Origin of the sequence: Lysinibacillus sp. UBA5994 (assembly GCF_002429725.1) — a bacterium.
GTDB lineage: Bacteria > Bacillota > Bacilli > Bacillales_A > Planococcaceae > Lysinibacillus > Lysinibacillus capsici.
Genome location: NZ_DJAU01000041.1, coordinates 42558 through 67690, shown reverse-complemented (window position 1 = coordinate 67690; position 25133 = coordinate 42558). Strand labels below are relative to the sequence as shown.

General features: G+C 36.8%; 24 protein-coding genes and 1 pseudogene. 21 read left to right on the top strand and 4 right to left on the bottom strand.

What is annotated here, in order from left to right; genetic code table 11:
- Positions 1 to 47 precede the first annotated feature (47 nt).
- From B3D98_RS13750 to B3D98_RS13725, 6 genes are all read left to right on the top strand, one after another.
- Complete coding sequence (locus tag B3D98_RS13750) at positions 48 to 386, top strand: cupin domain-containing protein (RefSeq protein ID WP_054550083.1); 339 nt, start codon at positions 48 to 50, stop codon at positions 384 to 386.
- A gap of 86 nt (positions 387 to 472) precedes the next feature.
- Positions 473 to 1156 (top strand): VOC family protein, encoded by a 684-nt coding sequence (locus tag B3D98_RS13745; protein ID WP_036076277.1) that lies wholly within the window; start codon positions 473 to 475, stop codon positions 1154 to 1156.
- 69 nt (positions 1157 to 1225) lie between these two features.
- Complete coding sequence (locus B3D98_RS13740; RefSeq protein ID WP_036076278.1) at positions 1226 to 1636, top strand: GNAT family N-acetyltransferase; 411 nt, start codon at positions 1226 to 1228, stop codon at positions 1634 to 1636.
- A gap of 18 nt (positions 1637 to 1654) precedes the next feature.
- Positions 1655 to 2644, top strand: coding sequence for a zinc-dependent alcohol dehydrogenase family protein (locus tag B3D98_RS13735; RefSeq protein WP_288583628.1), 990 nt, complete (start codon positions 1655 to 1657; stop codon positions 2642 to 2644).
- Between the two features lie 266 nt (positions 2645 to 2910).
- Positions 2911 to 3933: a DUF1835 domain-containing protein gene (locus B3D98_RS13730; protein WP_288583626.1), complete on the top strand. Its 1023-nt coding sequence runs from the start codon at positions 2911 to 2913 to the stop codon at positions 3931 to 3933.
- 49 nt (positions 3934 to 3982) lie between these two features.
- Complete coding sequence (locus tag B3D98_RS13725) at positions 3983 to 4411, top strand: GatB/YqeY domain-containing protein (RefSeq protein ID WP_048392170.1); 429 nt, start codon at positions 3983 to 3985, stop codon at positions 4409 to 4411.
- 81 nt (positions 4412 to 4492) lie between these two features.
- Here the strand turns inward: B3D98_RS13725 and B3D98_RS13720 are convergent, their stop codons facing one another.
- Positions 4493 to 6190, bottom strand: a complete 1698-nt coding sequence (locus B3D98_RS13720; protein WP_288583623.1) for a methyl-accepting chemotaxis protein — start codon at positions 6188 to 6190, stop codon at positions 4493 to 4495.
- On the bottom strand, positions 6174 to 7817 hold the full coding sequence (locus B3D98_RS13715) for a pyridoxal phosphate-dependent decarboxylase family protein (RefSeq protein WP_054550089.1): 1644 nt from the start codon (positions 7815 to 7817) through the stop codon (positions 6174 to 6176). Before B3D98_RS13715 ends, B3D98_RS13720 begins: the two co-directional genes overlap by 17 nt.
- A gap of 546 nt (positions 7818 to 8363) precedes the next feature.
- Here B3D98_RS13715 and B3D98_RS13710 point away from each other — a divergent pair.
- Positions 8364 to 8699, top strand: a pseudogene (locus B3D98_RS13710) (hypothetical protein); the annotation flags it as partial.
- A gap of 213 nt (positions 8700 to 8912) precedes the next feature.
- Here B3D98_RS13710 and B3D98_RS13705 read toward each other — a convergent pair.
- A complete protein-coding gene (locus B3D98_RS13705) occupies positions 8913 to 9389 on the bottom strand; it encodes a hypothetical protein (RefSeq protein WP_288583619.1) in 477 nt (158 codons plus the stop codon).
- A gap of 27 nt (positions 9390 to 9416) precedes the next feature.
- On the bottom strand, positions 9417 to 9665 hold the full coding sequence (locus B3D98_RS13700; protein ID WP_288583617.1) for a hypothetical protein: 249 nt from the start codon (positions 9663 to 9665) through the stop codon (positions 9417 to 9419).
- A 424-nt stretch (positions 9666 to 10089) separates the two neighbouring features.
- Between B3D98_RS13700 and B3D98_RS13695 the strand changes: the two genes are divergently transcribed.
- The 14 genes from B3D98_RS13695 to B3D98_RS13630 all read left to right on the top strand — a co-directional run bounded on the left by B3D98_RS13695 (position 10090) and on the right by B3D98_RS13630 (position 25055).
- On the top strand, positions 10090 to 10296 hold the full coding sequence (locus B3D98_RS13695; protein WP_054550090.1) for a helix-turn-helix transcriptional regulator: 207 nt from the start codon (positions 10090 to 10092) through the stop codon (positions 10294 to 10296).
- 43 nt (positions 10297 to 10339) lie between these two features.
- Positions 10340 to 10471 (top strand): hypothetical protein, encoded by a 132-nt coding sequence (locus tag B3D98_RS13690; RefSeq protein ID WP_255501587.1) that lies wholly within the window; start codon positions 10340 to 10342, stop codon positions 10469 to 10471.
- A 220-nt stretch (positions 10472 to 10691) separates the two neighbouring features.
- Complete coding sequence (locus B3D98_RS13685; RefSeq protein WP_054550091.1) at positions 10692 to 11891, top strand: DHH family phosphoesterase; 1200 nt, start codon at positions 10692 to 10694, stop codon at positions 11889 to 11891.
- Between the two features lie 103 nt (positions 11892 to 11994).
- Positions 11995 to 12843 carry a DUF4179 domain-containing protein gene (locus B3D98_RS13680; RefSeq protein WP_048392177.1) on the top strand — a complete coding sequence of 283 codons (849 nt, stop codon included), beginning with the start codon at positions 11995 to 11997 and terminating at the stop codon, positions 12841 to 12843.
- Positions 12844 to 12928: 85 nt separating this feature from the next.
- On the top strand, positions 12929 to 14092 hold the full coding sequence (gene chrA / locus B3D98_RS13675) for a chromate efflux transporter (protein ID WP_081011011.1): 1164 nt from the start codon (positions 12929 to 12931) through the stop codon (positions 14090 to 14092).
- A gap of 172 nt (positions 14093 to 14264) precedes the next feature.
- Positions 14265 to 15410, top strand: coding sequence for a radical SAM family heme chaperone HemW (gene hemW / locus B3D98_RS13670; RefSeq protein WP_288583612.1), 1146 nt, complete (start codon positions 14265 to 14267; stop codon positions 15408 to 15410).
- A gap of 89 nt (positions 15411 to 15499) precedes the next feature.
- Positions 15500 to 16528: a heat-inducible transcriptional repressor HrcA gene (hrcA, locus tag B3D98_RS13665; protein WP_004227036.1), complete on the top strand. Its 1029-nt coding sequence runs from the start codon at positions 15500 to 15502 to the stop codon at positions 16526 to 16528.
- A gap of 17 nt (positions 16529 to 16545) precedes the next feature.
- The gene (gene grpE, locus B3D98_RS13660; protein ID WP_004227038.1) at positions 16546 to 17118 is read left to right on the top strand and encodes a nucleotide exchange factor GrpE; all 573 of its coding nucleotides are present in this window, start codon (positions 16546 to 16548) and stop codon (positions 17116 to 17118) included.
- 75 nt (positions 17119 to 17193) lie between these two features.
- Entirely contained in the window at positions 17194 to 19035 is a 1842-nt protein-coding gene (gene dnaK / locus B3D98_RS13655) for a molecular chaperone DnaK (protein ID WP_048392179.1), read from the top strand.
- A gap of 233 nt (positions 19036 to 19268) precedes the next feature.
- Positions 19269 to 20387 carry a molecular chaperone DnaJ gene (gene dnaJ / locus B3D98_RS13650; RefSeq protein WP_016995416.1) on the top strand — a complete coding sequence of 373 codons (1119 nt, stop codon included), beginning with the start codon at positions 19269 to 19271 and terminating at the stop codon, positions 20385 to 20387.
- A 21-nt stretch (positions 20388 to 20408) separates the two neighbouring features.
- Positions 20409 to 21350, top strand: a complete 942-nt coding sequence (prmA, locus tag B3D98_RS13645) for a 50S ribosomal protein L11 methyltransferase (RefSeq protein WP_004227050.1) — start codon at positions 20409 to 20411, stop codon at positions 21348 to 21350.
- A gap of 81 nt (positions 21351 to 21431) precedes the next feature.
- Positions 21432 to 22169, top strand: coding sequence for a 16S rRNA (uracil(1498)-N(3))-methyltransferase (locus B3D98_RS13640; RefSeq protein ID WP_066036450.1), 738 nt, complete (start codon positions 21432 to 21434; stop codon positions 22167 to 22169).
- Positions 22170 to 22448: 279 nt separating this feature from the next.
- The gene (locus B3D98_RS13635) at positions 22449 to 23249 is read left to right on the top strand and encodes a CsxC family protein (RefSeq protein WP_048392182.1); all 801 of its coding nucleotides are present in this window, start codon (positions 22449 to 22451) and stop codon (positions 23247 to 23249) included.
- Positions 23250 to 23573: 324 nt separating this feature from the next.
- Positions 23574 to 25055: a BC_2427 family protein gene (locus tag B3D98_RS13630; RefSeq protein WP_288583602.1), complete on the top strand. Its 1482-nt coding sequence runs from the start codon at positions 23574 to 23576 to the stop codon at positions 25053 to 25055.
- Positions 25056 to 25133 lie beyond the last annotated feature (78 nt).

Below are 25133 nucleotides of genomic sequence, written 5' to 3'. Positions count from 1 at the left end.
AAGAATGATGGATATCCCTCCTCTAAAGCAGGGAAGGAAGTGTAAGGATGAAAATTAACAAAGCATTAGCACAACATTATCAATGGGGAGCACAGTGTGATGGCTGGCATCTTGTACAAAATAGGGAGCTTAGTGTGATACATGAGCGGATGCCTGCTCAAACAGCTGAGGTAAATCATTATCACCATCATGCACAGCAGTTTTTCTTTGTTCTTTCAGGCACAGCTACAATAGAACTGAATGACCAAAGAATTGAGTTAAAGCAACATGAGGGAATTGAAGTACCTCCAAATTTACCACATCAAATGCGAAACGATTCACAAGAAGATGTAGAATTCCTCGTAATATCGCAGCCAAATAGCAGGGGAGATCGAGAGCTTCTCTAACTATACGAAAGTAAACTTCATTCTTTTGCATGAAGCCATTCTAATCAGCTACTTGTATAGTAGGGAGTGTAAAGGGGTGCTTAAAGATGAAGATTACGAAGGTAAAATTATATGTTCATGATATGCAAAAAATGGAGCAATTTTATGTTGATTTGTTAGGTTTTACTTTGTTAGAAAGAACAGCTGACTATTTTACAATAGCCGTGGGAGAAAGCAGGATGACATTTGAAAAGATGCCTTCTAAAATGCCAAAGCAGTATCATTTTGCATTAAATATTCCTAGTAACTTATTTCAACAGGCAAAGATTTGGGCAGAAGAGCATGTAGGCTTGCTGGATTCAGAGGGGCAGGATGAAGTCTATTTTGAGTTTTTAAAAGCATATGCATGCTATTTCTACGATCCAGAAGGCAATATAGTAGAGCTTATTGCAAGACAGGAAATAAATCCAAAACATGCTGAAGTTAATTTTTCTGTAGAGCAAGTGTTACATATTGGAGAAATCAATTTAACGTCAGATGACATTCAAACAATTGCTGAAAAATTAAAGAAGTATGCTATAAACCCTATAGCAAACAAGGAAATTCAACTGGATGGCCTTAATTTTCTAGGAAACTATGAAGACGGAGCCAATATCCTATTAGGACCGAGTGGACGTCTGTGGTATTTTTCCGATAAGAAAGCAGTTATCAGCCCGATTAGTATTGAAATAGACGAAGCTTTACAATTAAATATGGATGAAGAAGGGCAATTAAAGCTTCTGCAACTCTAACATCATAAATTTATTGTTGATTAAATATATGTTATTTTGTATATTTATTCAAAATAAGGAGGGTGTTATATGTATATAATCAAAGAAACAAATCCGACGATAGACTCGTATAAAGCATTGCACCAAACAACTGGCTGGAATGCAAAAGGGCAGTATACGTATGAACAATTATACAAGGCTATTTGTAATAGCTGGTTCAGTACATCTATATATGATGAAGGCAATCTAATTGGCTATGGACGTATTATCTCTGATGGTATCTATCAAACATTTATCTGTGATGTGATGGTGCATCCTGATTATCAACGAAAAGGAGTTGGCACAATGGTGATGGATGCTCTTTTAGAGCAATGTCAGAAAGAAAATATAAAATGGGTTCAATTATTTTGTGCCAAAGGTAAACAACCTTTCTATCAGAAGCTTGGATTTAAGGAACGTGAAATAGATGCTCCTGGTATGATGTTGTTCTATACAGAATGAATAAAGGAGCTAGGATCGTTGAAAGCAAAATGCCTAAAAATTTATGAATTTGGAAATCCGCAAGAGGTTGTAAGGCTAGAGAATAAAACAATCGAGCCTCCTCAAGGTCAAGAAATTCTTGTTCGCATGCTAGCCAGACCGATTAATCCCTCAGATTTAATACCAATATGGGGGAAATATGCTCATAGAATCACTTTACCAACTATCCCTGGCTATGAGGGAGTAGGAATAATAGAAGCTGTTGGACCGCTTGTTTCACCAAAGATTATTGGTCAGCGCGTATTACCGTTACGGGGAGAGGGAACTTGGCAGGAAGTAGTGAAAACGCAAGCAGATTTTGCAGTGACTATTCCTGACACGATGAATGATTTTACAGCAGCACAAATGTATATTAATCCAATTACAGCCTTCGTAACATGCTCAGAGGTACTTAATTTACAATCAAACGATGTCTTATTAGTAAATGCTTGTGGCTCTGCCATTGGACATCTCTATGCTCAACTTGCGAAATTGCTAGGCTATCAACTTATTGCTGTGACACGAAGTAATCAGCATACTGAAGAATTACTGCAACTTGGTGCAGCTTTTGTCATTGATACCTCTCATATGCCACTTTACGAAACCGTTATGGCATTAACAAATGGTAGGGGAGCAGATGCAGCAATTGATTCGATTGGTGGAGAGGCTGGCAATCAGCTTGCCTTCTGCGTAAAGCCCGAGGGTATTTTTTTAGCTATTGGTCTTTTATCGGGTATTCAGGTAAATTGGACAAACATTGTGAAGGAAGCAAAGGTACAAGCGAGGATGTTTCATTTACGCCATTGGCAACGTCAGACGTCAATTGAAAAATGGCAACAAACGATGCAACAACTTATACACCTTGTACAGGATGGCTCCTTAAAAATGATGAATGTACATGCTCGTTTTCCATTATTGGATATCCATAAGGCAATCGATGCTGTTGAGGGAACTAAAAAAGGAAAAGTATTTTTAACGAATGTTGATTAAATAACATACTACCGTCGTAGTTGAGCTACTACGTGTAGTATGTTTTTTTATAGGGACATGAGTGTTTTTAGCTCTGGAGAATATAGTTCATACATTGTCCTGCTCCAAAAAGTGAGCAAGTCGCTCAAAAGAAGTGAGCCTCCGCCCAGATTAAAGAATTCACTAGCAATAGTAGTAACATATCTTTAAAACTAACTAAATTAGTAATTTGAGGTAATAAAGAGGTATGATAAGGTTAGGTGTTTTTAAATAAAGGAGTACAGATGATGGAGAAGATCAACCAACTAAAACAGTCAATACAACGATTGAGTGAAGCTGATGCGAAGTCGATGCTTCTTTTAACTTTAATAAATGAACAGTCAAGAGATAGCATGTTACAGTTTTTATTACAGCAAGCTGAGGAGCGGGATGCTTCAACGGTACAAACAGTGCATATTGTATTCGGTCATTCACCTGGGGGGAGCTTGAAAGCAGCCTTTCGTAATCCTGACTATGCTAAGTCCGAGGAGATTATTGTTGTGCCAGGTAATTTTTCTGTTGGTCCTTTAAAAGATGTACATACAAGGGACGGAATTGAAGCTCGTTTTCAATGGTTGGAACAGCGCTATCTAATAGAAGATGATGGATTGATCATATGTGAGCGGGAGATGAAGGAAGCAATAGAGAAAATTAAAAATATCCCCCCTCATCAGGATATACTGATTTGGACTTGTCAAAATGCTCATGAGCAAATAGGGCTTCGACTCGTCTTGGCGATGCTCGAACAGAAAACAAATGATATCTATGTATTAGATACTTTTCAGTTATTTCATGAGTTATATACTTTACCACAGTTAGCAGAGGATCATTATCCAAGATCGACTGGAGAGGTCAGCACAGAGGATTTACTTTACTTTTTTGAACATTTCCAAAGATGGCCATTAAAAGAAGCATTGAGGCACTCCCTATGCAAAGAAGGGCTAAATCTGTTAATGGATGATTACGATTGCATACATACATGGAAATATCATGAACTTTGGGGAAATAATAATGAGGATAGAGAGGATGACTTGATCATTACCTGTGCTAAACGTTTACAGGAAGAACAAGAGGAAATTCATTACCAAGTTGCAGCTAGGTTAATTGGAGAGGTACTGGGGCATATGGAAGAATTGAGAGAGGTTGAATGGATTGACTATCGTCTGCGTCAATTAATTCAGCAAGGCATTTTTTCTTATGAAGGTGAGTTAAAGGGAATATTACACTATAAAGTAAAGTTAGCAGATGCAACGAACTATAATCCTTCATGATTTTTATGATATAATTTTTTTGATATAGACGTTAGAAGGAGTGAGATCATTGTTAAAAACAGAAGTATTTGAACAATTAAAAACGGCAATGAGAGAAAAAGATACGTTAGCGAAGGGTGTATTATCTCTTTTAAAGTCAGCATTAGATTCAGCTGAAAAAGAAAAGGGAGAGGCTTTAACAGCTGACGAAGAAATAGCTATTATTAATCGAGAGGTCAAACAAACAAATCAGGCTTTAGAAGGTGCACAAACGGCTGGGCGAGCAGACCTGATTGAAAAAGAGGAAGCCAAATTGACACTTTTGAGATCCTTTTTACCAAAGCAATTATCAGAAGAAGAAATTGCAGAGAAATTAGTGGCAGCGGGTGTTGGAAAAGGAATGAACATGGGAGAAGCCATGAAAATTGCAAAACCATTGCTGACAGGTCAGGCTGAAGGTGCCGTTATTTCAAAAGTTGTGAAAAATATTATTGCCTAAACTTTTACCATTTTGGTAGGAGAGTTTTTATGGAAAGAAGAATCCGCTATGCCGAAAATGTGCATAGCGGATTTGTTATTTTTATAACTGGAATTTTTGAATGATATTGCGAAGCTGTTGAGCCATTTCAGCTAAGTTATTAGAGGAAGCTGTTATTTCTTCGATACTTGCAGATTGCTCCTCAGAGGCAGCAGCTACGTTTTGAATATTGCCTGAAGCTTGAACAGCTACGACCCCCACTTGTTCAACAGAATTAGCAATACTGCTAACACCTTCATTGATATTGGACATCACGTTATTGACATGGTCCATTTCTCTCGTCAGTGCAGTGACTTGGGTATAAATTTCAGCAAATGCCTCTCCGGATGCATTGAATGTTGTTGAGCTTTCAGCAAGATTACTGCTACTGATAGCCATTGATTTGACGGCTTGTGCAGATTCTTCTTTAATCGTTTCAATGCGTGTACGAATACTGTTAGTTGCCTCTAAAGATTGATCGGCTAATTTACGGACTTCCTCCGCTACAACTGCAAAGCCTTTACCGTGTTCGCCTGCACGCGCTGCCTCAATCGAAGCATTTAATGCAAGTAAATTCGTTTGATCTGTAATTTGGGTAATCAATGTCACAATATCCCCAATTTCATTTGTGTATGTGCTTAAACGTTCTACTACAGCTGCTGACTCTTGAATAGCCTGAGATGTTACGGCCATTTTTTCAGTAGCATCTTGGATTGTTGTGTTGCCTTTTTCTGATATAGCAGATGCTTGGAATGCCTTATCTGTTACATCGGTTACACTTGTCACTACCTCTGACATTTTGTTAGAGATGGTTGTAATATGACTATCCACTTCTTCAATCGAAGAAGTTTGCTTTTCTGAACCCGCTGCAACCTCTTGCATAGAAGAGGTTATTTGCTGAATGGATGCACTTGTCTGTTCAGAGCTTGCTGTTAATTCCTCCGACATTGCGGCCACTTGTTCAGCATTTTGAGCGATTTGTTTAATTAACGAACGCAAATCTTCCGTCATGTTTTCAATGCCTGATGAAAGCTGGGCAATTTCATTGGAACCTTTTATTTGGAGAGGTTCAACAGCCAAATCTCCCCGTGCAACTTGACCAACATAACGCGTCATTTTTTTAATAGGCTTCGTAATGCCCACACTAATAAAGTAAGCAACGATTATACCAAAAATTACAAATACTATCGTTAAAATAATACAAATCCAAAGTGTTTCCGTTTGAAGTTTAGAAATGAAGGAAGCATCCATATCTAAACCGAAAATAATATCTGTATCTTTAAATGGGATAAAAATGGATTTATGGATACCATATTCATCCTTATAAATATCACTTGTTTGTGTGTTACCACTAGCTACGGCTTCATGCATTTCTTCACTAAATACATAATCTTGCTGATGATTGTCGGTATTACTTAGTGCGACGATATGTTCCTTACCATTTGCTTTAGAAAGGATATAGGCGTTTTCAACATCATATTTTTTAACCGTTGCATTCAATTGATCTAAAAGCTTTTTGTATTTGTCAGGGCTACCATTATCCGCTGCCTTTACATCATTTTTCTCAATATCTTCAAAAATTGTTGTCGATGTAATCTCTAAAGTAGATTCAAATTGTTTAATAACAAAGTTGTCAATAATGCGGTAAGAAACGGCAAATAACACAATACTAAAGAGCAAGGAAATAATCGCTATTGGAATGGTGAAACTGGCAATATATTTGTAGAGTAAAGAACTCTTAAATTTAGTGACGATACGCAATGTGGGACGCCTCCAGTACTTTAAGCTTTTGCTGTAAGAAATGAATCATATTAGAGATGTGTTCTGTCTCCGTATAAGGTGAGATAGAGAAAAATTTTGCCGCTGCAACTGGTACTTGTTGTGTTGTATCACTAGTACTAACCGTGCAAACACGCGTTGTGTCACCAAAGAATACTTCGTCTCGACCTTCTCCAATAATTTCAAAGAATGAAGCATTGATACCGTTTATGTGTTCTATTTGGTCTTGTGTATAGTGACCAGCTTGTTCAGCTTGCCAATTCATGCCGTCTGGATATAAACGAAACGCTGTGACTGGCCCAATATTGGATTCATTAACCACCTGTAGCATTGGCGTTTTCGCAGCTAATTGAGCACGGAATGCTAAATTCACACGTACATAATTAGCTAATAGTTGTTGATAGCCTTCCTTACCAAATGCCTGCAATGCAGCAAAAATAGCAATGGAGCTACCCATTCGAGAGCATTCTAATGTATAGCCAGTATGATAAGAGCCATAACCACGATTGCCTACATATGGCGTATCAAAGTCCTCAATATCTAGTAGCTGTAAACTTTTACCTTCCTTAATTAAAAATAGACTAGTTAAATAAGGTGTTTGGCCAAGCTTTTGGAAATCAAAGCATAGGCTATCCGCAATGGCTAGATGTTGCATACGTTCACGGATTTGTGCTAATCCCTGTAAAACCTCTGACTCGAATTGGAGTGGGTTTTTATTAAAATCATAATCATTAAAGAAGGCATAAAAACCACCTAAAGCCGAATCAGCATGAATATGTACTGGTTGTAAGTTGTATTTCTTCTCAAGGGTTGTTGTGACTTCTTTGATGGCTTGGACATCATCAATACCAAATTGATCAGTAGCACCTGTTGTCGCTACTACATAAACAGGAATACCGCCATTTTCGATGACGTCTGTCATGCGTGCACGTAAGTCTTCTACATCCATCGAATGATCTTTACCTGCTTTTACACGCACTAAATGTTTACTGCCGATACCCACGGCTTCTACTGATTTTAAAAGACTGTAATGGGCATTCTCTGAAGCAAAGCAATATAAATTAGTAGGAACACCATCTTCTTTTGCTTGAGGGAATTGTTTTGCAATGGCAAGACGAAGTCCACTAAAAACAGCACCTTGTCCACCCCATGTAGTATAGCCAAAACTTTTCGTATAATCATAGCCTACTAATTTAGACATCATTGCTACTACTTTAACCTCACACTCAGCAGCAGCAGGACCATAAACATCCCATAAATTATTGCCATTCAATAGCGCATTTGTAAACTGTCCTAACACTCCAGGAATACTTGCCATCGGTAAAACATTTGTTACAAAGTTACGTGTATGATAAGGGTGTCCTTGCATTAAATGTGTCAATTCTTTTACAACTTGATCGAGTCCGATCCCAGTTGTTGGCACTTGATGCTCTTGCATAAGCTCTTGATAAAAATTAGCAGATCGCTCTTTCATTGGACCAAGAGTTGTCTTATTTGGGTTCTTTAATTCATCTAATGAGGAAACAATTTTCTCTAATAGGGACAAAAAATTCTCTCTTTGTTGGATATTTCCATCTTCGCTCTGGAATAATTGTTGGATATTTTGCATATTCATCATCCTTTTGTAGTTCATATTTCCTCTATTTTTACTTTGATAAAAATAGGACATTATACTAAAGGTATAATAGCATATTTTAGCAGAGATGGTGATTATATTTTACTGAAAAAATATTTATAGACATTTCTGAAAAATCTAAGTTTTATTGACAAATTCTAACTATGTTACTGTAGCTTGATTTTTAAAGAAATATCTTAAAATGAAAAAGGATGATGATATTATTATAAGAAAAACTTTAAGAGCTATTACTTTTTATCTATTTGACTAGTTAAAAGAAAAAATCTGCACAAAGAAAGTGCAGATTTTAAGAATTTCGTTATAGTTTGTTTATTTTGTGGTTTCAAAATTATAGACATGCTGTGCTTGTTTTTGAATCATTACTTGGGGTGTTAATGTTAATAACTTATTTCTCAGGCTAATTAAAAAACGATTATTCATCTGAGCCATTTTGCCAATATTCCATGATTGCTTAGAGTAGTTGGCAAATGCTTGAGTGATATTTTTAAGATATTCATAGTAAACTCGATGAAAGCTATGGAAGACAAAGAAAAAGAAAAAGATATTTTAAAAACAGCAATCAAGATGGATAAGATTTTAGACAATATGGAATATATAAATGTTCCTGTTAAATACAAAGACATTCACAAAGACATACAAGTAGGGGTTACAGATGCAAGAAAAGCAACAAAGCTTATTAAAGACGCTAGTAAAGAGGATAAACCGAATATGCAAGAAGCTGTACTAAAAAGTACTCCACATTTATCGGGTGTAGATGGGGAAAATTGGGATAATGCACTTTATGAGTTAAGTAAGGAAAATAAAGATGCTTATCTTAAAGCACTTGATAAAATAATGAAAGAACATGCGGAATAATATAGTACTATACAACAATTATAAAGGAATTATTTCGTAAAATTAGTTCTTCAACTAACAGGGTGCTTTAGTTCAATAAGAATTAAACAACTTTAAAGAGCCTTACTACACGCTAGAGTGTAGCAAGGCTCTTATATTTTTATAATAATATTAAACAATTTTATTATCGGTTTACCTTTTAAACGTCCATAGAAGGGGATTTTTAATTAACTATTAATGGATTAGACATACCATAACATGAGAACCTAAACAACTAGCACACGCAACAGCACCTACAACATTGCCACCAAATATTACTGACGCACATGCGGCACTACAAATTTGTTTTGTTAGTTCAGGGGCATCATACCAATAGTTTTTTAAGCATTCCCATGAATCACTCCAATAACCTGCTTTAGCACTATTAGTTGATAAAAGGGAAACTTCTGAATTTTCATCGAAATAAACTTGTTTATCAATTACTTTATTTGTACCTACTTCAAGAGTCATACCAAGCATGTCTTCATTGTTTAATGTTGCATAAGTAACATTGATTTCATTATTCTCTATATCTAAAGTTGATTTCATAATGATAAATTCGCCAACTTCACCAGTGGTTTTATCATAAGTAGTCAATAATCGAATATCAAAACTTTCATTGTTCTTTTTATAAGGAATCATCAAACCATCTTTATTCTTACCGTAATCCATATACTCAGTATTTTGCCAATCAAAGTCTTATCTACTGTATTCACTATGTGTGAAATTCTCTGCAATATCTAAATCCTGTTTCACTTCATTTACAACTACTGAGTCATTAAGGAAACCATTCTTTTCAATTTGCAAAGGTGCTTGTTGTGAGCAACTATTACAATCAGTAGTGTCAGTAGTTTCATTTTTTTCTTTAGCTAAAGCACCTAAATTTACAGATAGGGGTTGAAATGCTAAAAACATAACCATTACAAAAAAGATCAATTTTTTCTTCATTTACTATTCCTCCTAAATTTAAATTTACTTTTTTTTGAAAAATTTGTACCACGGGGTACCTATAAAGAAAACAGCAAACAATAGGATAAGAAAATCATAGGTTTGTATCCCATCTGAAAAAAGGATAAGCAATACGGCTATAAATGCCAATACTCTAAGTAGGACTGATTTTTTCATTTAAGACCCCCATTCTTTTCTGATATTTCGGGAACGGTTGATATACAAAAACCATTCATGGAAAATTTTAATATAAAAAATATTTAATTACCATAAATATACCAATTATTTTATTTTCTTTTATACTACGAAGTATATTCTGTTCTACTAAATAGGTGTAACATTAGATATTATTTTTAAAATATATGTGATATATAATTTACATAAAGTAAACTATATTTTACTCCATATATATGGAGGTTAATATATGAAAAATCATGTAAAAATTGCACGTGTCAAAGCAGATTTGACACAACAACAATTAGCCGATGCAGTAGGAATATCAAGACAGACTGTACTACGGATAGAGAAGGGGAGTTTTAATCCATCCTTGAAGCTTTGTTTACTGATTTGCTATACAGTGAATGCGACATTGGATGAAATATTTTGGGTTAATCAAGGAGATTTTGAATAGAGATTCTAAATAACCTATTTTAATGTAGAAGGAGCAGAGGGAAATGAATGTAGAAACAACTTTGATAATGATGGAAGCTGAAAGACAACAGGCTCAGATTAAAGTGCTAGAACAAATTAAATTGGCAACATACGATAAAGTGATCGCCCAATTGGAGAAAATTTCGCAAGAATAAAAGAATTTAATTACAATTACAAAGGTTTAAAACAAAGACAAAATAAATCCGATTCCACTATAAGCTAGTTTCCTTTTCATTCACTGTGTCCCCTTTCATCCTAAAGATGTATGGTTTTAATGTATGTTATCTGAAAAACAATATCCATGTTGTTACGTATTGAACTTCATTAGCTGTTTGAATACCAAAAAAATACCCATACTACAATCGAGGTGAGAACATGTATAAATTATTATCACATAACGATTTAGACGGAGTAGGGTGTGGGATTTTAGCCAAGCTTGCTTTTAACGATAAGGTGAAGATACGCTACAATTCCATTACAGCACTTGATCGCGAAATCGAATTCTTTTTGGAGAATGATCAACAGAAAACATTTTTGTTTATTACAGATCTTTCTCCAAATGAAGAGAATGAAAAAAGGATTCATGATTATTATCAGGCGACTGGTAATGTGCAATTGTTGGACCATCATAAGACAGCACTCCATTTCAATCAATATGAATGGGGAAAGGTATTAATTGAGGATGAGCAAGGCTTTTTAACGTCAGCTACATCTTTATATTATCAATACCTGGTTATCCATGGACTATTAGAAAAAACAGAAGCCGTTTCTGAATTTGTAGAGTTAGTAAGACAATACGATACATGGGAATGGGAAAAGAACGGCAATTTACAAGCACAAAGATTAAATGCACTCTTTTTTCTAGTGTCTATTGAAGAATTTGAAGAGAAAATGCTTGAGCGTTTAAAAACAAGTGATCACTTTGACTTTGATGATTTTGAAAAGAAAATTTTAAGCATGGAAGAAGAAAAAACAGAGCGTTACATTCGGCGTAAGAAACGGGAGCTTATTCAAACTACTTTGGGAGAATACTATGCTGGGGTTGTCTATGCAGAATCTTATCTTTCTGAGCTTGGCAATGAATTGGGAAAGGAAAATCCGCATCTTGATTATATTGCGATGATTAATATGGGCAGTAAAAAGATATCCTTTCGTACAATCCATGATCATATTGATGTGTCAGCTATTGCTGCCAAATATGGTGGAGGTGGACATCAAAAGGCTGCTGGCTGCTCATTAACAGAGGAAGCTTACAGGCAGTATGTAGTGGCAACATTCCATATAGAGCCTATTCCAGAGGATGCAAAAAGAAATCGTTATAATGTAAAAGGGTCTACGTTTGGAACTTTCTATAAAAATCAGCAAGATGAAATGTTTATGCTCTATTCAAACGATGAGGTTGATTGGATAATTGAAAAAAATAACATGCTACTGACACAATCCTTTGCGAGTTTTAATGAAGCGGAGTGGTTTTTAAAGCGAAATAAACAAGCATGGCTAGTAAGAGATGATCTCTTTGTGGACTATTTAATGCGTGAAGTCAATAAAGGACGTCATCTACATAAAGGGATGTAATATCCTTTTATACATAAATGAATCTTCAACATAGAAGGTTATATAATGCATTATTGAGCACTACAATGAATCATAATGATTTTTATAAAAATGAGGTGTACGGTTGTCCAATGATATGATTCGAGTTGTGGATTTGGATAAGGAAAATCGGAGAAGTAAGAAGTGGCTTATTGTTGTGATCCTTTTATTAATGATTGCTAGTGGATCGACGCTGTATTTGTGGTGGGATCAGGATGTGAATTTTGAAGCCTATAAAACGGATGTAGGGAAAACAGCTAGCAATAGCTTAGGACGGTTAACATTAAATGAAGTGATTATAGATGACAATCAAATTTTACTAAATGCAACTTTCGAACCTGGAAAAGAGTTTAAGCCAGACCATCAAGTATTTTTCTTTCCGCAAATTCTTGTCAATGGGCAAGATTATATGGTTCGTAATGGAGGACAGTCCATAGCAAAGTCTGCCAACGTCTATACGATATATAATAGTATTAAAATGGATGATTTTCCGGCTGATGAACAATTAGAATTAGTTATTCGTTATAAAGATTGGAATGTTGAAACACCAATTGAGAAGCCATGGGAATTTCAGGTAGATGCTTCACAAGAGCAATTACAACAAGATCGTGAAATCTTTTCCATTGATAAAAAAGTGAAGCATGTTGATCAGCAGGAAATAACCATTGACAAAGTTGTCTCCACACCTATTTCCACAACGATTTATTTTCATGCTGAGGAAAGTGTTGTCAATGATGCGTTACACTTTAAAATCCAATCAAAATCTGGACAATCATGGGATTTTGCAGCACCCTATCCATTAAATAAAGAGGGTACAAGGTGGGGAAGTCGTGTAGATGCACTCTATCTAACAGAAAAAAAATACACTTTAATTCCAATCAATAAAGAGGGTAGTAAAGTAGGTTCTGCAATTAAAATAAAGAGAGATGAATAATGAAGTAAATTTTACAAACTCTTAATCTAAAAAAAACTGCTTTCCGTGTAAGATGAAATAAAAGATATGGAAAGTAGTTGAGAGTTTGCGAAGGCTTTGGGAGATTTTTTTTGTTGCTTTAAAATTGGGCTGTACCTCATTCGGAGGCCCAACAGCTCATCTAGGTTATTTTCAACAGGAATATGTACAGAAACGTAAATGGCTTTCTGCACATGATTATGGTCAACTCGTTATGTTAAGTCAATTTTTGCCTGGTCCTGCATCTAGTCAGGTGGGGATGGGGGTTGGTTTACTTAGAGGAGGAGTACTAGGAAGCTTTCTATCATTTCTTGGTTTTACCTTACCATCAGTTCTGATACTTATACTTTTTGCCTATTTCTCCAAGTATACAGAGTTTAAGATGGATTGGATTCATGGTTTGAAGTTAGTAGCAGTGGCGATTGTCGCTCATGCTATTTTTGATATGGGTAAAAAACTACTCTCGACAAAATGGCATTGGTTGATTGCTTTATTGACATTGATAACAGTATTGACATGGCTAAATCCATTGGCACAAATCGTAGCAATATTGATTGCTGCTTGTTTAGGCTTTCAACTACTGAAAAAAAGTGATGAGGGTAATACCTCAAAATTAGTTCATATACCCATCTCAAAAACCACGGGCATTGTTTTACTAGTACTTTTTTTCGTGCTACTCCTAGGTTTACCTCTATTAGCAGCTTTATGGCATCATGAGTGGATTTCTATGATAGAGAAGTTTTATCTTGCAGGTGCCCTAGTATTTGGTGGCGGACACGTTGTTTTACCTTTACTGGAAACACAATTTGTTCAAAGTGGTCAAATAAGTACCTCAGATTTTTTAGCTGGCTATGGTATGACACAGGCAGTTCCAGGACCTTTATTTACATTTGCTGCATATATCGGTATGGTCATTGCTGGCGTTCCGGGAGCTATTATTGCTACTTTCGCAATATTTTTACCAGCGTTTTTGCTAGTGGTTGGAGCGCTACCATTTTGGATTAGCCTAAGTCGAATTGCACGACTTAGAGGTGCGATGGCAGGCGCAAATGCGGCAGTCGTTGGCATTCTAGCCGCTGCTTTTGTACATCCCATTGTGACACAAACCATCATCAGCACGTTAGATATTTTCATAGTAGCTGTCTTTTTATGGTGTTTAATTCGATGGAAAATACAGCCTTATTTATTGGTGCTGTTAGGAATTGCTGTGGGCGTCATTTTTTATACATGAAAAATCTGCACTTTCGATTGTTAGATTCTAACTAATAATCGGAGGTGCAGTTTGTTTTGTCATTACAGAATCAATATTCATTAAAAGTACCTGTGAGGTTTCATAGCGTTCCTTCTATCGATTCGTTATAATGTAGAAATGGAAAAGACTTAACGCGAAAGAAGGGATTGCTATGGCACGAGGTGTTTACATTCATATTCCTTTCTGTCATCAAATCTGTAATTATTGTGATTTCAATAAATTTTACTTTAAAAATCAACCAGTGGATGAATATATAGAAGCACTTGGAAAAGAAATGGCCCTAACAACCGAAAAACATCCTGAAACATTCCGTAACATCGAGACGATTTTTCTTGGTGGCGGAACACCGACAGCCTTATCTCCTGAGCAATTGGACAAACTACTAACGTCTATTCATACGTATATTCCAATGAATAGTGTGACAGAATTTACATCAGAGGCAAATCCAGATGAATTGTCTGCAGCCAAATTGCAGGTGTTGTTCGACGGTGGTGTTAATCGTTTAAGCATGGGTGTACAATCTTTTGACCAGGGATTGCTACAGAAGATTGGACGCACTCATAGTAATGATCATGTCTATGAAACAATCGACTTGGCTAGAAAAATTGGCTTCCGTAATATCAGCATTGATTTAATGTATGGTTTACCTGGGCAAACGATGGCGCAATGGAAGGATTCATTAGCCAAAGCTTTTACTCTTGATTTGCCACATTTCTCTGCCTATTCTCTTATTGTGGAACCCAAAACGATTTTTTATAATCAGTACGCTAAAGGGAAACTGTATTTACCGACAGAAGATTTAGAAGCGGATATGTATGATGTGCTGATGCAACAAATGGCCTTACATGGGCTTCAACAATACGAAATCAGTAATTTTGCAAAACCAGGATATCATTCAGAGCATAACAAGATTTATTGGGATAATGATGAATATGCGGGGTTTGGCGCAGGAGCTCATGGGTATTTAGCAGGTATACGCTATTCTAATCACGGTCCATTAAAAAAGTATATGGAAGCTGTTGAGGCAAATGAGCTACCAATTGTCCACGCACATGAAGTATCACAAGTGGAAAAAAGAGAAGAACAAATGTTTTTAGGGCTAAGAAAAACAGAGGGTGTTATGCACTCTATATATGAAGAGAAATTTAAAACACCTATGACTGCGCATTATGATGTGGTAATAAAAGATCTAGTGTCAAAGGGGCTTTTAGAACAGGATGAGCTTGGTGTTCGCCTGACAAGAAAAGGGCGTTTTGTGGGCAATGAAGTATTTCAACAATTTTTGCTAGAAGAATGAGCGATATCGTTGACATAAAATGTGGGATTTGATAACTTAATAATAGTATTAGCACTCCTCTTAGTTGAGTGCTAACAGAGGTGATAATCATGCTAACAAATCGGCAGTTACAGATATTGCAAGTCATTGTAGACGACTTTATTGTGTCTGCGCAGCCGGTAGGTTCTCGCCAAATCTCCAAAAAACAAGGGATTACATTTAGTCCAGCCACTATTCGAAACGAAATGGCGGATTTAGAGGAATTAGGCTTTTTAGAAAAAACGCATACCTCCTCTGGTCGAGTGCCTTCGGAAAAGGGTTACAGATTTTATGTAGATCATTTGTTGAGTCCTCAAGGTATCAATTCCAAGGACATTCAACAAATTCAATCAATTTTTAATGATCGACTAGTAGAAGTAGAGCATATTATCCGAAAGTCAGCCAACATTTTATCAGAGCTGACATCGTATACTTCCATACTTTTAGGACCTGATGTCCAAAGGCATCGTGTTAAACGGTTTTCAATTGTCCCTCTTTCTAGCGACACAGCAGTAGCGATTATCGTGACGAATAATGGGCATGTAGAAAACCGCATGTTCAATCTACCACCTGACTTTACCGCTTCTGATTTAGAGAAAATGGTAAATATCTTAAATGATCGCCTTATTGGAGTTTCATTAGAAGATCTCCATAAAAGCCTTGAGGCTGAAGTGCTAGCAGTGTTACAGCAACATGTTCGATCAGCGGATGATTTTATTCGCGCACTTATCACAGCAACAATGCATAATTCAGAAAGTAAAATTTTCTATGGTGGGAAAACGAATATGTTCAACCAACCAGAATTCCATGACTTAAATAAAGTCCGAATGATTTTGGACTTAATGGAGACGACTAGCCAAGTGCAGTCACTTTTCCATCCGAATGAATCAGGTATTCATATTCGGATAGGCTCAGAAAATAAACAACTAGAAATGGAAAATTGCAGTGTCATTACCACTACCTATTCTATTGGTGATGATCAACAGGGAGCCATTGCTATTATTGGCCCTACACGTATGGATTATAAGCGTGTTGTGGCTTTATTAGACGTAATGCGCTTGGATTTAACACAAGCCTTTATGAAGAATCGTAGTGAATGATAATGAGGAGGATTCAAGTGACGGAAACAACGGAAAACAAAGATTTAGTACAAGAAGATGTACAAGCTGAAACGACAACTGAGGAAGTAGAGCAAACAGAAGTTCAGGAAGAAGTAGAGTTATCAATAGAAGAACAGTATGAGGCTAAGCTGGCTGAACTACAAGCAAAGCTGGCTGACGAAGAAAATCGTCACCTACGTTTACGTGCTGACTTCGATAATATGCGTCGTCGTAATCAGTTAGACCGTGAGGCAGCTGAAAAGTATCGCGCCCAAAGCTTACTATCTGATCTATTACCAGTCCTTGATAATTTTGAACGTGCTTTACAAGTAGAGACAACTTCTGAAGAGACTGCATCGATCATTAAAGGAATTGAAATGGTGTATCGCTCTTTAATTGAAGCAACAGAAAAAGAAGGTCTGCAAGTGATTAAAGCTGAAGGTGAGCAATTTGATCCAACGATTCACCAAGCTGTTATGCAAGAACAAGATAGTGAAAAAGAAACGGGTATCGTCTTACGCGAACTACAAAAAGGGTATATCTTAAAGGATCGTGTATTACGCCCAACAATGGTATCTGTGAACGAATAGTCTTTGCACTATTTAGTCAATTAAAATTAGTTAGAAAACGCATCCCTTGCGTTGACATAATAGGAGGAAATTTTAATGAGCAAAATTATTGGTATTGACTTAGGAACAACAAACTCTTGCGTTTCTGTACTTGAAGGTGGAGAACCAAAAGTAATTCCAAACCCAGAAGGAAACCGTACAACGCCATCTGTTGTTGCCTTTAAAAATGGTGAACGTCAAGTTGGTGAAGTGGCGAAACGTCAATCAGTAACAAATCCTAACACAATCATTTCTATTAAATCAAAAATGGGTACGGCTGAAAAAGTAACAGTAGAAGATAAAGACTACACGCCACAAGAAGTATCTGCAATGATTCTTCAATATTTAAAAGGCTATGCTGAAGACTACTTAGGGGAAAAAGTGACAAAAGCAGTTATTACAGTTCCTGCTTACTTTAACGATGCACAGCGTCAAGCAACTAAAGATGCTGGTAAAATCGCAGGTCTAGAAGTAGAGCGTATCATCAACGAACCAACTGCTGCAGCTCTTGCTTATGGATTAGATAAACAAGATCAAGATCAAAAAGTATTAGTATTTGACCTTGGAGGCGGTACGTTTGACGTGTCTATCCTTGAGTTAGGTGACGGTGTCTTTGAAGTACTAGCTACAGCTGGTGATAACAAACTAGGTGGAGATGATTTCGATGACGCAATTATCGAATATCTAGTAGCTGAATTCAAAAAAGAAAATGGCATTGACTTATCAAAAGATAAAATGGCGATGCAACGTTTAAAAGATGCAGCTGAAAAAGCGAAAAAAGATTTATCTGGTGTAACATCAACTCAAATCTCTCTACCATTCATTACAGCTGGAGAAGCAGGTCCATTACACTTAGAAATTTCTTTAACGCGTGCGAAATTTGACGAAATTACTTTACCATTAGTAAATCGTACAGTAGGACCAGTGCGTCAAGCATTATCTGATGCAGGTCTGTCAACTTCTGAAATTGACCAAGTTATTTTAGTGGGTGGTTCTACACGTATTCCAGCAGTACAAGAAGCAGTACGTAAAGAAACAGGGAAAGAGCCTCACCGTGGTGTTAACCCTGACGAAGTTGTTGCAATGGGTGCTGCAGTACAAGGTGGCGTATTAACAGGTGATGTGAAAGACGTTGTATTACTTGACGTAACACCTCTTTCACTTGGTATTGAAACAATGGGTGGCGTGTTCACAAAATTAATCGACCGTAACACAACTATTCCTACTTCAAAATCTCAAGTTTTCTCTACAGCAGCTGATAACCAACCAGCAGTAGATATTCATGTTCTACAAGGTGAGCGTTCAATGGCAGCTGACAATAAAACATTAGGTCGCTTCCAATTAGCAGATATTCCACCAGCACCTCGTGGTGTACCTCAAATCGAAGTAACATTCGATATTGATAAAAACGGTATCGTATCTGTAAAAGCAAAAGATCTTGGTACGAACAAAGAGCAAACAATTGTGATTCAATCTGATTCTGGTTTATCAGAGGAAGAAATTGAACGCATGGTAAAAGACGCTGAAGCTAATGCTGAAGCAGATGCTAAACGTAAAGAAGAAGCAGATCTTCGTAACGAAGCAGACCAATTAGTATTCCAAGTGGATAAAACAATTGCTGACCTTGGTGAGCAAATTACAGAAGACGAGAAAAAATCTGTGGAAGATGCTCGTGACGAATTGAAAAAAGCGCTTGAAGCTGGTGAATTAGAAGGTATTAAAGCAGCTAAAGAAAAACTAGAAGGCGTATTACAGCCACTAGTGATGAAAGTTTACGAACAAGCGGCAGCAGCTGCTCAAGCAGCTCAAGGCGGCGATGCAGGTGCAGACACTGGTGCTGGTAAAAAAGATGACGGTGTTGTAGACGCTGAATTCGAAGAAGTAAAAGATGATAAATAAGAAGTAACACAGTAAAGTGAAAAAGCCAAAGACCGCTTGCGGCTTTGGCTTTTGTCATGATGTGAGGTCACTTCACGTAAATGCACCATTTATGGGATAGTTGCATACGTTAGCTGCTAGGAAGTGAGTATCTTCATTTTTGGAACTTATAGAACCTTTAATCGAAAAAATGAGGCAGTTTTTTCAACTGCATGTTACAATAGATTTTATGCAAACAGAGCGGAGTGTGAATCATGGAGAAACGCGATTATTACGAGGTGCTTGGTTTAACAAAATCGGCTACAAAAGATGAGATTAAAAAAGCATACCGTAAATTATCAAAACAATATCACCCTGACCTTAATAAAGAGCCAGGTGCAGATGAAAAATTCAAAGAAATCGCTGAAGCATATGAAGTATTAAGTGACGACCAGAAAAAAGCACGCTACGACCAATTTGGTCATGAGGATCCGAATGCTGGTTTTGGTGGTGGCTTTGGAGGGGGCGGCTTTGGCGGCTTCGAGGATATTTTCAGTTCATTCTTTGGCGGAGGTGGTCGCCGTCAAGATCCAAATGCTCCACGTAAAGGGGATGATCTGCAATATCGTATGAACATCCAATTTGAGGAAGCAATTTTTGGAAAAGAAACAGAAATAGAAATCCCGAAAGATGAAACGTGTGAAACATGTCACGGTTCAGGAGCAAAACCAGGCACGCAACCAGAAACATGTTCGACATGTAAAGGTGCAGGTCAAATCAATCAAGCAGTGGATACACCATTTGGTCGTATGATGAATCGTCGTACATGCTCAACATGTCATGGAACAGGTAAAATTATTAAAGAAAAATGTACGACTTGTCGTGGAGAAGGAAAAGTCCAAAAACGTAAGAAAATTAAAGTGACGATTCCAGCAGGTGTGGATGATGGACAACAAATTCGTGTATCTGGTCAAGGTGAACCAGGTATAAACGGTGGACCTGCAGGGGATTTATATATTATGTTCCGCGTTCAAGGTCACAAGGATTTTGAACGAGATGGAGACGATATTTACTTCGAGTTGAAATTAACATTCCCTCAAGCAGCACTTGGGGATGAAATTGAAGTACCAACAGTCCATGGGAAAGTAAAATTACGTATTCCAGCTGGAACACAGTCAGGTGCTCAATTCCGTCTAAAAGATAAAGGTGTTAAAAATGTTCATGGTTATGGTATGGGTAATCAATATGTGACAGTAAAAGTTATGACACCAGAAAAATTAACGGAAAGACAAAAACAATTACTACGAGAATTTGCAGAAATTAGTGGCGATATCCCTGAAGAACAAGGTAGTTCACTATTCGATAAAATTAAGAAAAAATTCCAAGGTGAATAATTAGAGGAGCTGAAGAGCTACGTGAAGTGGTCAGAATTATCCATTCATACAAAAAATGATGCGGTAGAAGCAATTTCGAATATTTTGCATGAAGCAGGTGCAAGTGGTGTTGTCATCGAAGATTCTGCAGAGTTTGCGAAGCCACGTGAAGATCAATATGGTGAAATTTATGCGCTAAATGAAGATGATTTTCCGAAAGATGGCGTGATTGTTAAAGCTTATTTATCAGAGTCTAGTTTTTTAAATGAAACAGTCGAAGAAATAAAAGCAGCTATCACAAATTTAACGAACTTTAACATTGATATCGGTGAAAATGTGGTATCCATTGTGGAAGTCAATGAAGAAGATTGGGCAACGGCCTGGAAGCAATACTACCATCCTGTTAAGATTTCTGAACGCTTTACTATCGTACCGACATGGGAGGAATACACACCTGTTTCAACAGATGAACTAATTATTGAATTAGACCCTGGTATGGCATTTGGTACAGGTACCCACCCAACAACGGTAATGTGTTTACAAGGACTTGAAAAGGTCATTAAAGAAGGGGATACAGTTGTTGATATCGGTACAGGATCGGGTGTATTGTCTATTGGTGCAGCATTACTTGGTGCCAAAAGTGTGCATGCGCTTGATTTAGATGAGGTAGCTGTACGTTCAGCGCGAGAAAATGTAGCATTAAATAAAGTGGAAGATAAGGTGGCAGTGTTCCATGGTAACTTATTGGATACTGTAAAAGAACCAGCAGATGTAGTAGTCGCTAATATTTTGGCTGAAATCATCATGTCCTTCACAGATGACGCGTATACAATTGTAAAACCAGGTGGATTATATGTCACTTCGGGCATCATCGGTGCAAAACGAGATGATGTGAAAGTAGCACTAGAAGCTTCAGGCTTTGTGATTGAAGAAGTATTATTAATGGAAGATTGGGTAGCCATTATTGCCCGTCGTCCACTATAACATGACTGAGGAAGCGCCAAATCGTGAGCCGTGTGCTTGTGATTTGGCGTTTTCCTTTCTTGCTAGAAAGGACTGTGTGGCATGCAACGTTATTTTATTGAGACAGCTATCGAAAATGCACGTATTAGTGGAGAAGATGCACGGCATATTGAACGAGTGATGCGTATGAAGCAAGGCGACAACATTGTAGTTGTTGCACAAAACACTGCGTATATATGCACAATTGAAGGATTTGAAGGGGATGAGGTTGTCATTGAAGCGACTGGACAAACAATCCCTTCCCCAGAGTTACCCATTCAAGTAACAGTAGCATGTGGTTTACCGAAGGGTGATAAGCTGGAGCTTATTACCCAAAAAGCCACAGAGCTAGGAATGTTTGCTTTATTACCCTTTGAAGCTGAGCGCTCCATTGTGAAATGGGACAAGAAAAAAGGAGCAAAAAAGCAAGAAAGATTACAGAAAATTGCTAAGGAAGCTGCGGAACAAGCTCACCGTACGCATATTCCAACAGTTTTTGAACCTATATCATTTAAACAGCTAGTACAACAAATAGATCATTTCGATGCCGTTTTTATTGCTGATGAAGAGGATGCAAAGGCTGAAAAGCGCACAAGGTTTGCGGAGAAGCTAAAAAACGTGTATGATAAAAAGTCGAAATCAATGCTTATTATCTTTGGTCCTGAGGGGGGCATTTCTCGTCAAGAATCAGAAGCGCTATTACAAGCAGGCGCTCAAACGATGTCATTAGGACCGAGAATTTTACGAGCAGAAACAGCGCCATTATACGCACTGTCTGCCATATCCTATGAATTTGAATAACAGCTATGTATAATTTATTATCAACATAACTTAGAGAAAGCCACTTAATATTATTAAGTGGTTTTTTTACGTAAATCATATTTGAAGGGGGTCTGCGTTAAATCCCTGCTTAAATGGAGTTTTAGCCCATTGTGTAAGATCAACCGGGAAAATCACAACCTCAAACATTCCAAATAAAATATGTAAAAGAACAAGTTCAATGTCCATACATAGATTTAATTGCGACATACTCTAGCGATAGGAGAGCTCACTAATACTATATTGAAATGAGGGAATTTTTTGAGTGAACAATTTAATCAGATTCAACCTTGTCCAGTAACATCAACTGAACAAATACCCTTAACGAATGAGATTACACCACTAGTTACTACACCACTTACGACGCCAACTATTAAAATTCCAGTTGTACTGGCAGAACCAACACTGCAAATCGTTGTCGAGTCGGATATTACACTTAGTCCTGCAGCGACAGAGATTAAACGAGTGAAAAAGAATGTCTTTCTAAATCAAGTGAAATTGGTACCAGTTAGCTTTGCACGTATTGCTAACACTGATTTCTTTAGAGTAACACGAGCTAAATTATTTGTAGCAGGACATATTCGGAAAAATATCGAATATGCTTCATCAGCATGTAATGGGGCCCTTCAGGATAGAATTGCTGATGTTCCGTTTTCAGGTTTTACAGATCTTATATTTCCGCAAACAGCAGGAGGCGCTACACCAATTTTAGGCATTTCTGAGTTTGCCGAAGCGAACTTCCTTAACGAAAGAACACAAATGGATGCTCGATTAGATAAGGCTTTCTTCCAAAATCTCGTTAAATACAATGAACAACCATTTGGTGAATTAGTAGCAGCCAATTTCTTTGAACTTGATTTTTCACCGATTATGGCAGCTCCTGAAGAAGCATTCAGCACATTACGTGAAAAAATTGTATTAGAACTTACTGTAAAAGTATTGCAAGTACAACAAATCCGTTTGGGCGCTGGAAGTAGTGTAGTAACACCTGTTCTACCAGGGCTTACTCCACCAGCAACACCAATTGTTCCTGATATGATTCCGCCTACTGAGCCTTGTTAATTTTTTTATGTAGTGGAGCAAAAATGGTAACAATAATACTGATATAAAATCAAATATGTTGTTGGGCAGTTGAAAGTTCACTTTTACTCGAACTTTTAACTGCTTTTTTTTTGGCAAGATAAGGACATGCGCTTTCCAATTGTATCTCATGGTGGGGACTGTGACAAAAGTAAAAATATTGCATAATATGGATTGTAATTAGTATTGTAGATTTTCAATTGTCCTAACATAATCGCATCAGAAGAATTAGCTAATGGATTAAAACTTAAATAAAAATTGATTGTTATGCTTTTTTTTGTCAAATCATTATTTGGGAGTGAATGAATGGCAACTCCATGGATTAATTTTAGAGAGATGAAAAAAATATCCTCTAAACAAAATAAATACACTGAGTGGAGGTATCAAACTAAAATAGATGACGAATCTCCATTAGAACAGACTTTTAATGGAAATAATAATCTGCTTGATGAAAAAGAATATAAACCAATTACAGAGGAATCAACTTTAACAGACCATATAATCTCTAATGAAGAGCTCTCCGAACTTATGGAGCCGACTATTGAGGAAGAAAACGAACATCACCCAAATTTTGAGAACTTCAGGGAGGATGCTAGCTTAGCAGAGCTATTAGCATCTAATGAAGATCTACCTATATCTAAAGAAACAAATGTTGAGCAAGAAAACGAACATCCTCTAGATATCGATGAGAGTCACACAAAAGTGACCTTAATAGAGCAATTAGCGTCCATAACCATACCTATAGAAGCGAATGTTAAGGAGAACGAAGAAAATTTCCGACATATGGATGAGAACCATGTAGAGGAATTCACTTTAGACCAGATAGCATGCAATCAAATCGTACCCAGTCCAACAAAGGTAGAAATTGACCATCTACTAGATAGTGATGAGAACTCCCTTGAAGAACAAAATTCAACAGCCCAATCAGACAATAATCCAAAATCTTTCAATAGAGCGCTGTCAGAGGCTGAAAATAATATGCATTTGGATGATATAGCAGAAAAGGAGAAAAACAATCCTCCAAATCGTAATAAAGAGATTGCAAAGTCTTTACAAGGAGAAGTATGCACCATTATCCAAAAAAGTCCCTTTTCTACTTATGTAGAAATTAACGATTTTCTTCATGCTCCTATTTATGGTGAAAATGTTCAAAATACAATATTTGATTTTCTTGATTTAAATGATAACCTATCTCCCCAACTTCAGACGAAGCTACTCCAAACGATTTCGATTTACCCTGAACAACCAGATTGTCGTTTGGTTAGCTCCAACATTAATCAAATGATTTCTTTAATGAGAACGGATACTAATAAAAAAAATGGTAGTGAGCAGCATCCGTTTAAATCAGTAGTAGTTCCCTTACATAACTCACAAGCAATTAAAAAAGGAGAAATTAATTCCTCTGAGCCTTTTATACATATACGAGTTCCTGTTGTGCTAGGGGAATACAAAATAGAAATATGTATGGAGGAAAAAATTGCTTTTGATAAAGGAATTGAAGAGGTTAAAGAGATCACAAATGAGGTAGTACTATCCGATTGTAGATTTGTACCTATTCATAGATCCCAGTCATTGGGAAATGGAACAAGAACTGTATTAAAGGGGAATTTATTTATAGAAGGCTACATACAGCATAATATTGAGTATAGGGTATCTAATACGCAAAATAAGTCAGCCATTCATCCCAATCGATTGTGTCAAAATATAGTATTAGAATTAATTATCCAAATGTTACAAGTACAAAAAATTAAAGTACTGTTTGACTGGCAAGGTAATGGAGGGTTATAGAAATTTATCCCTTAATTCAAATAAAATGAATATAAAACTAATATATACGTCCATGTATAGATTTAAATGCTACATATT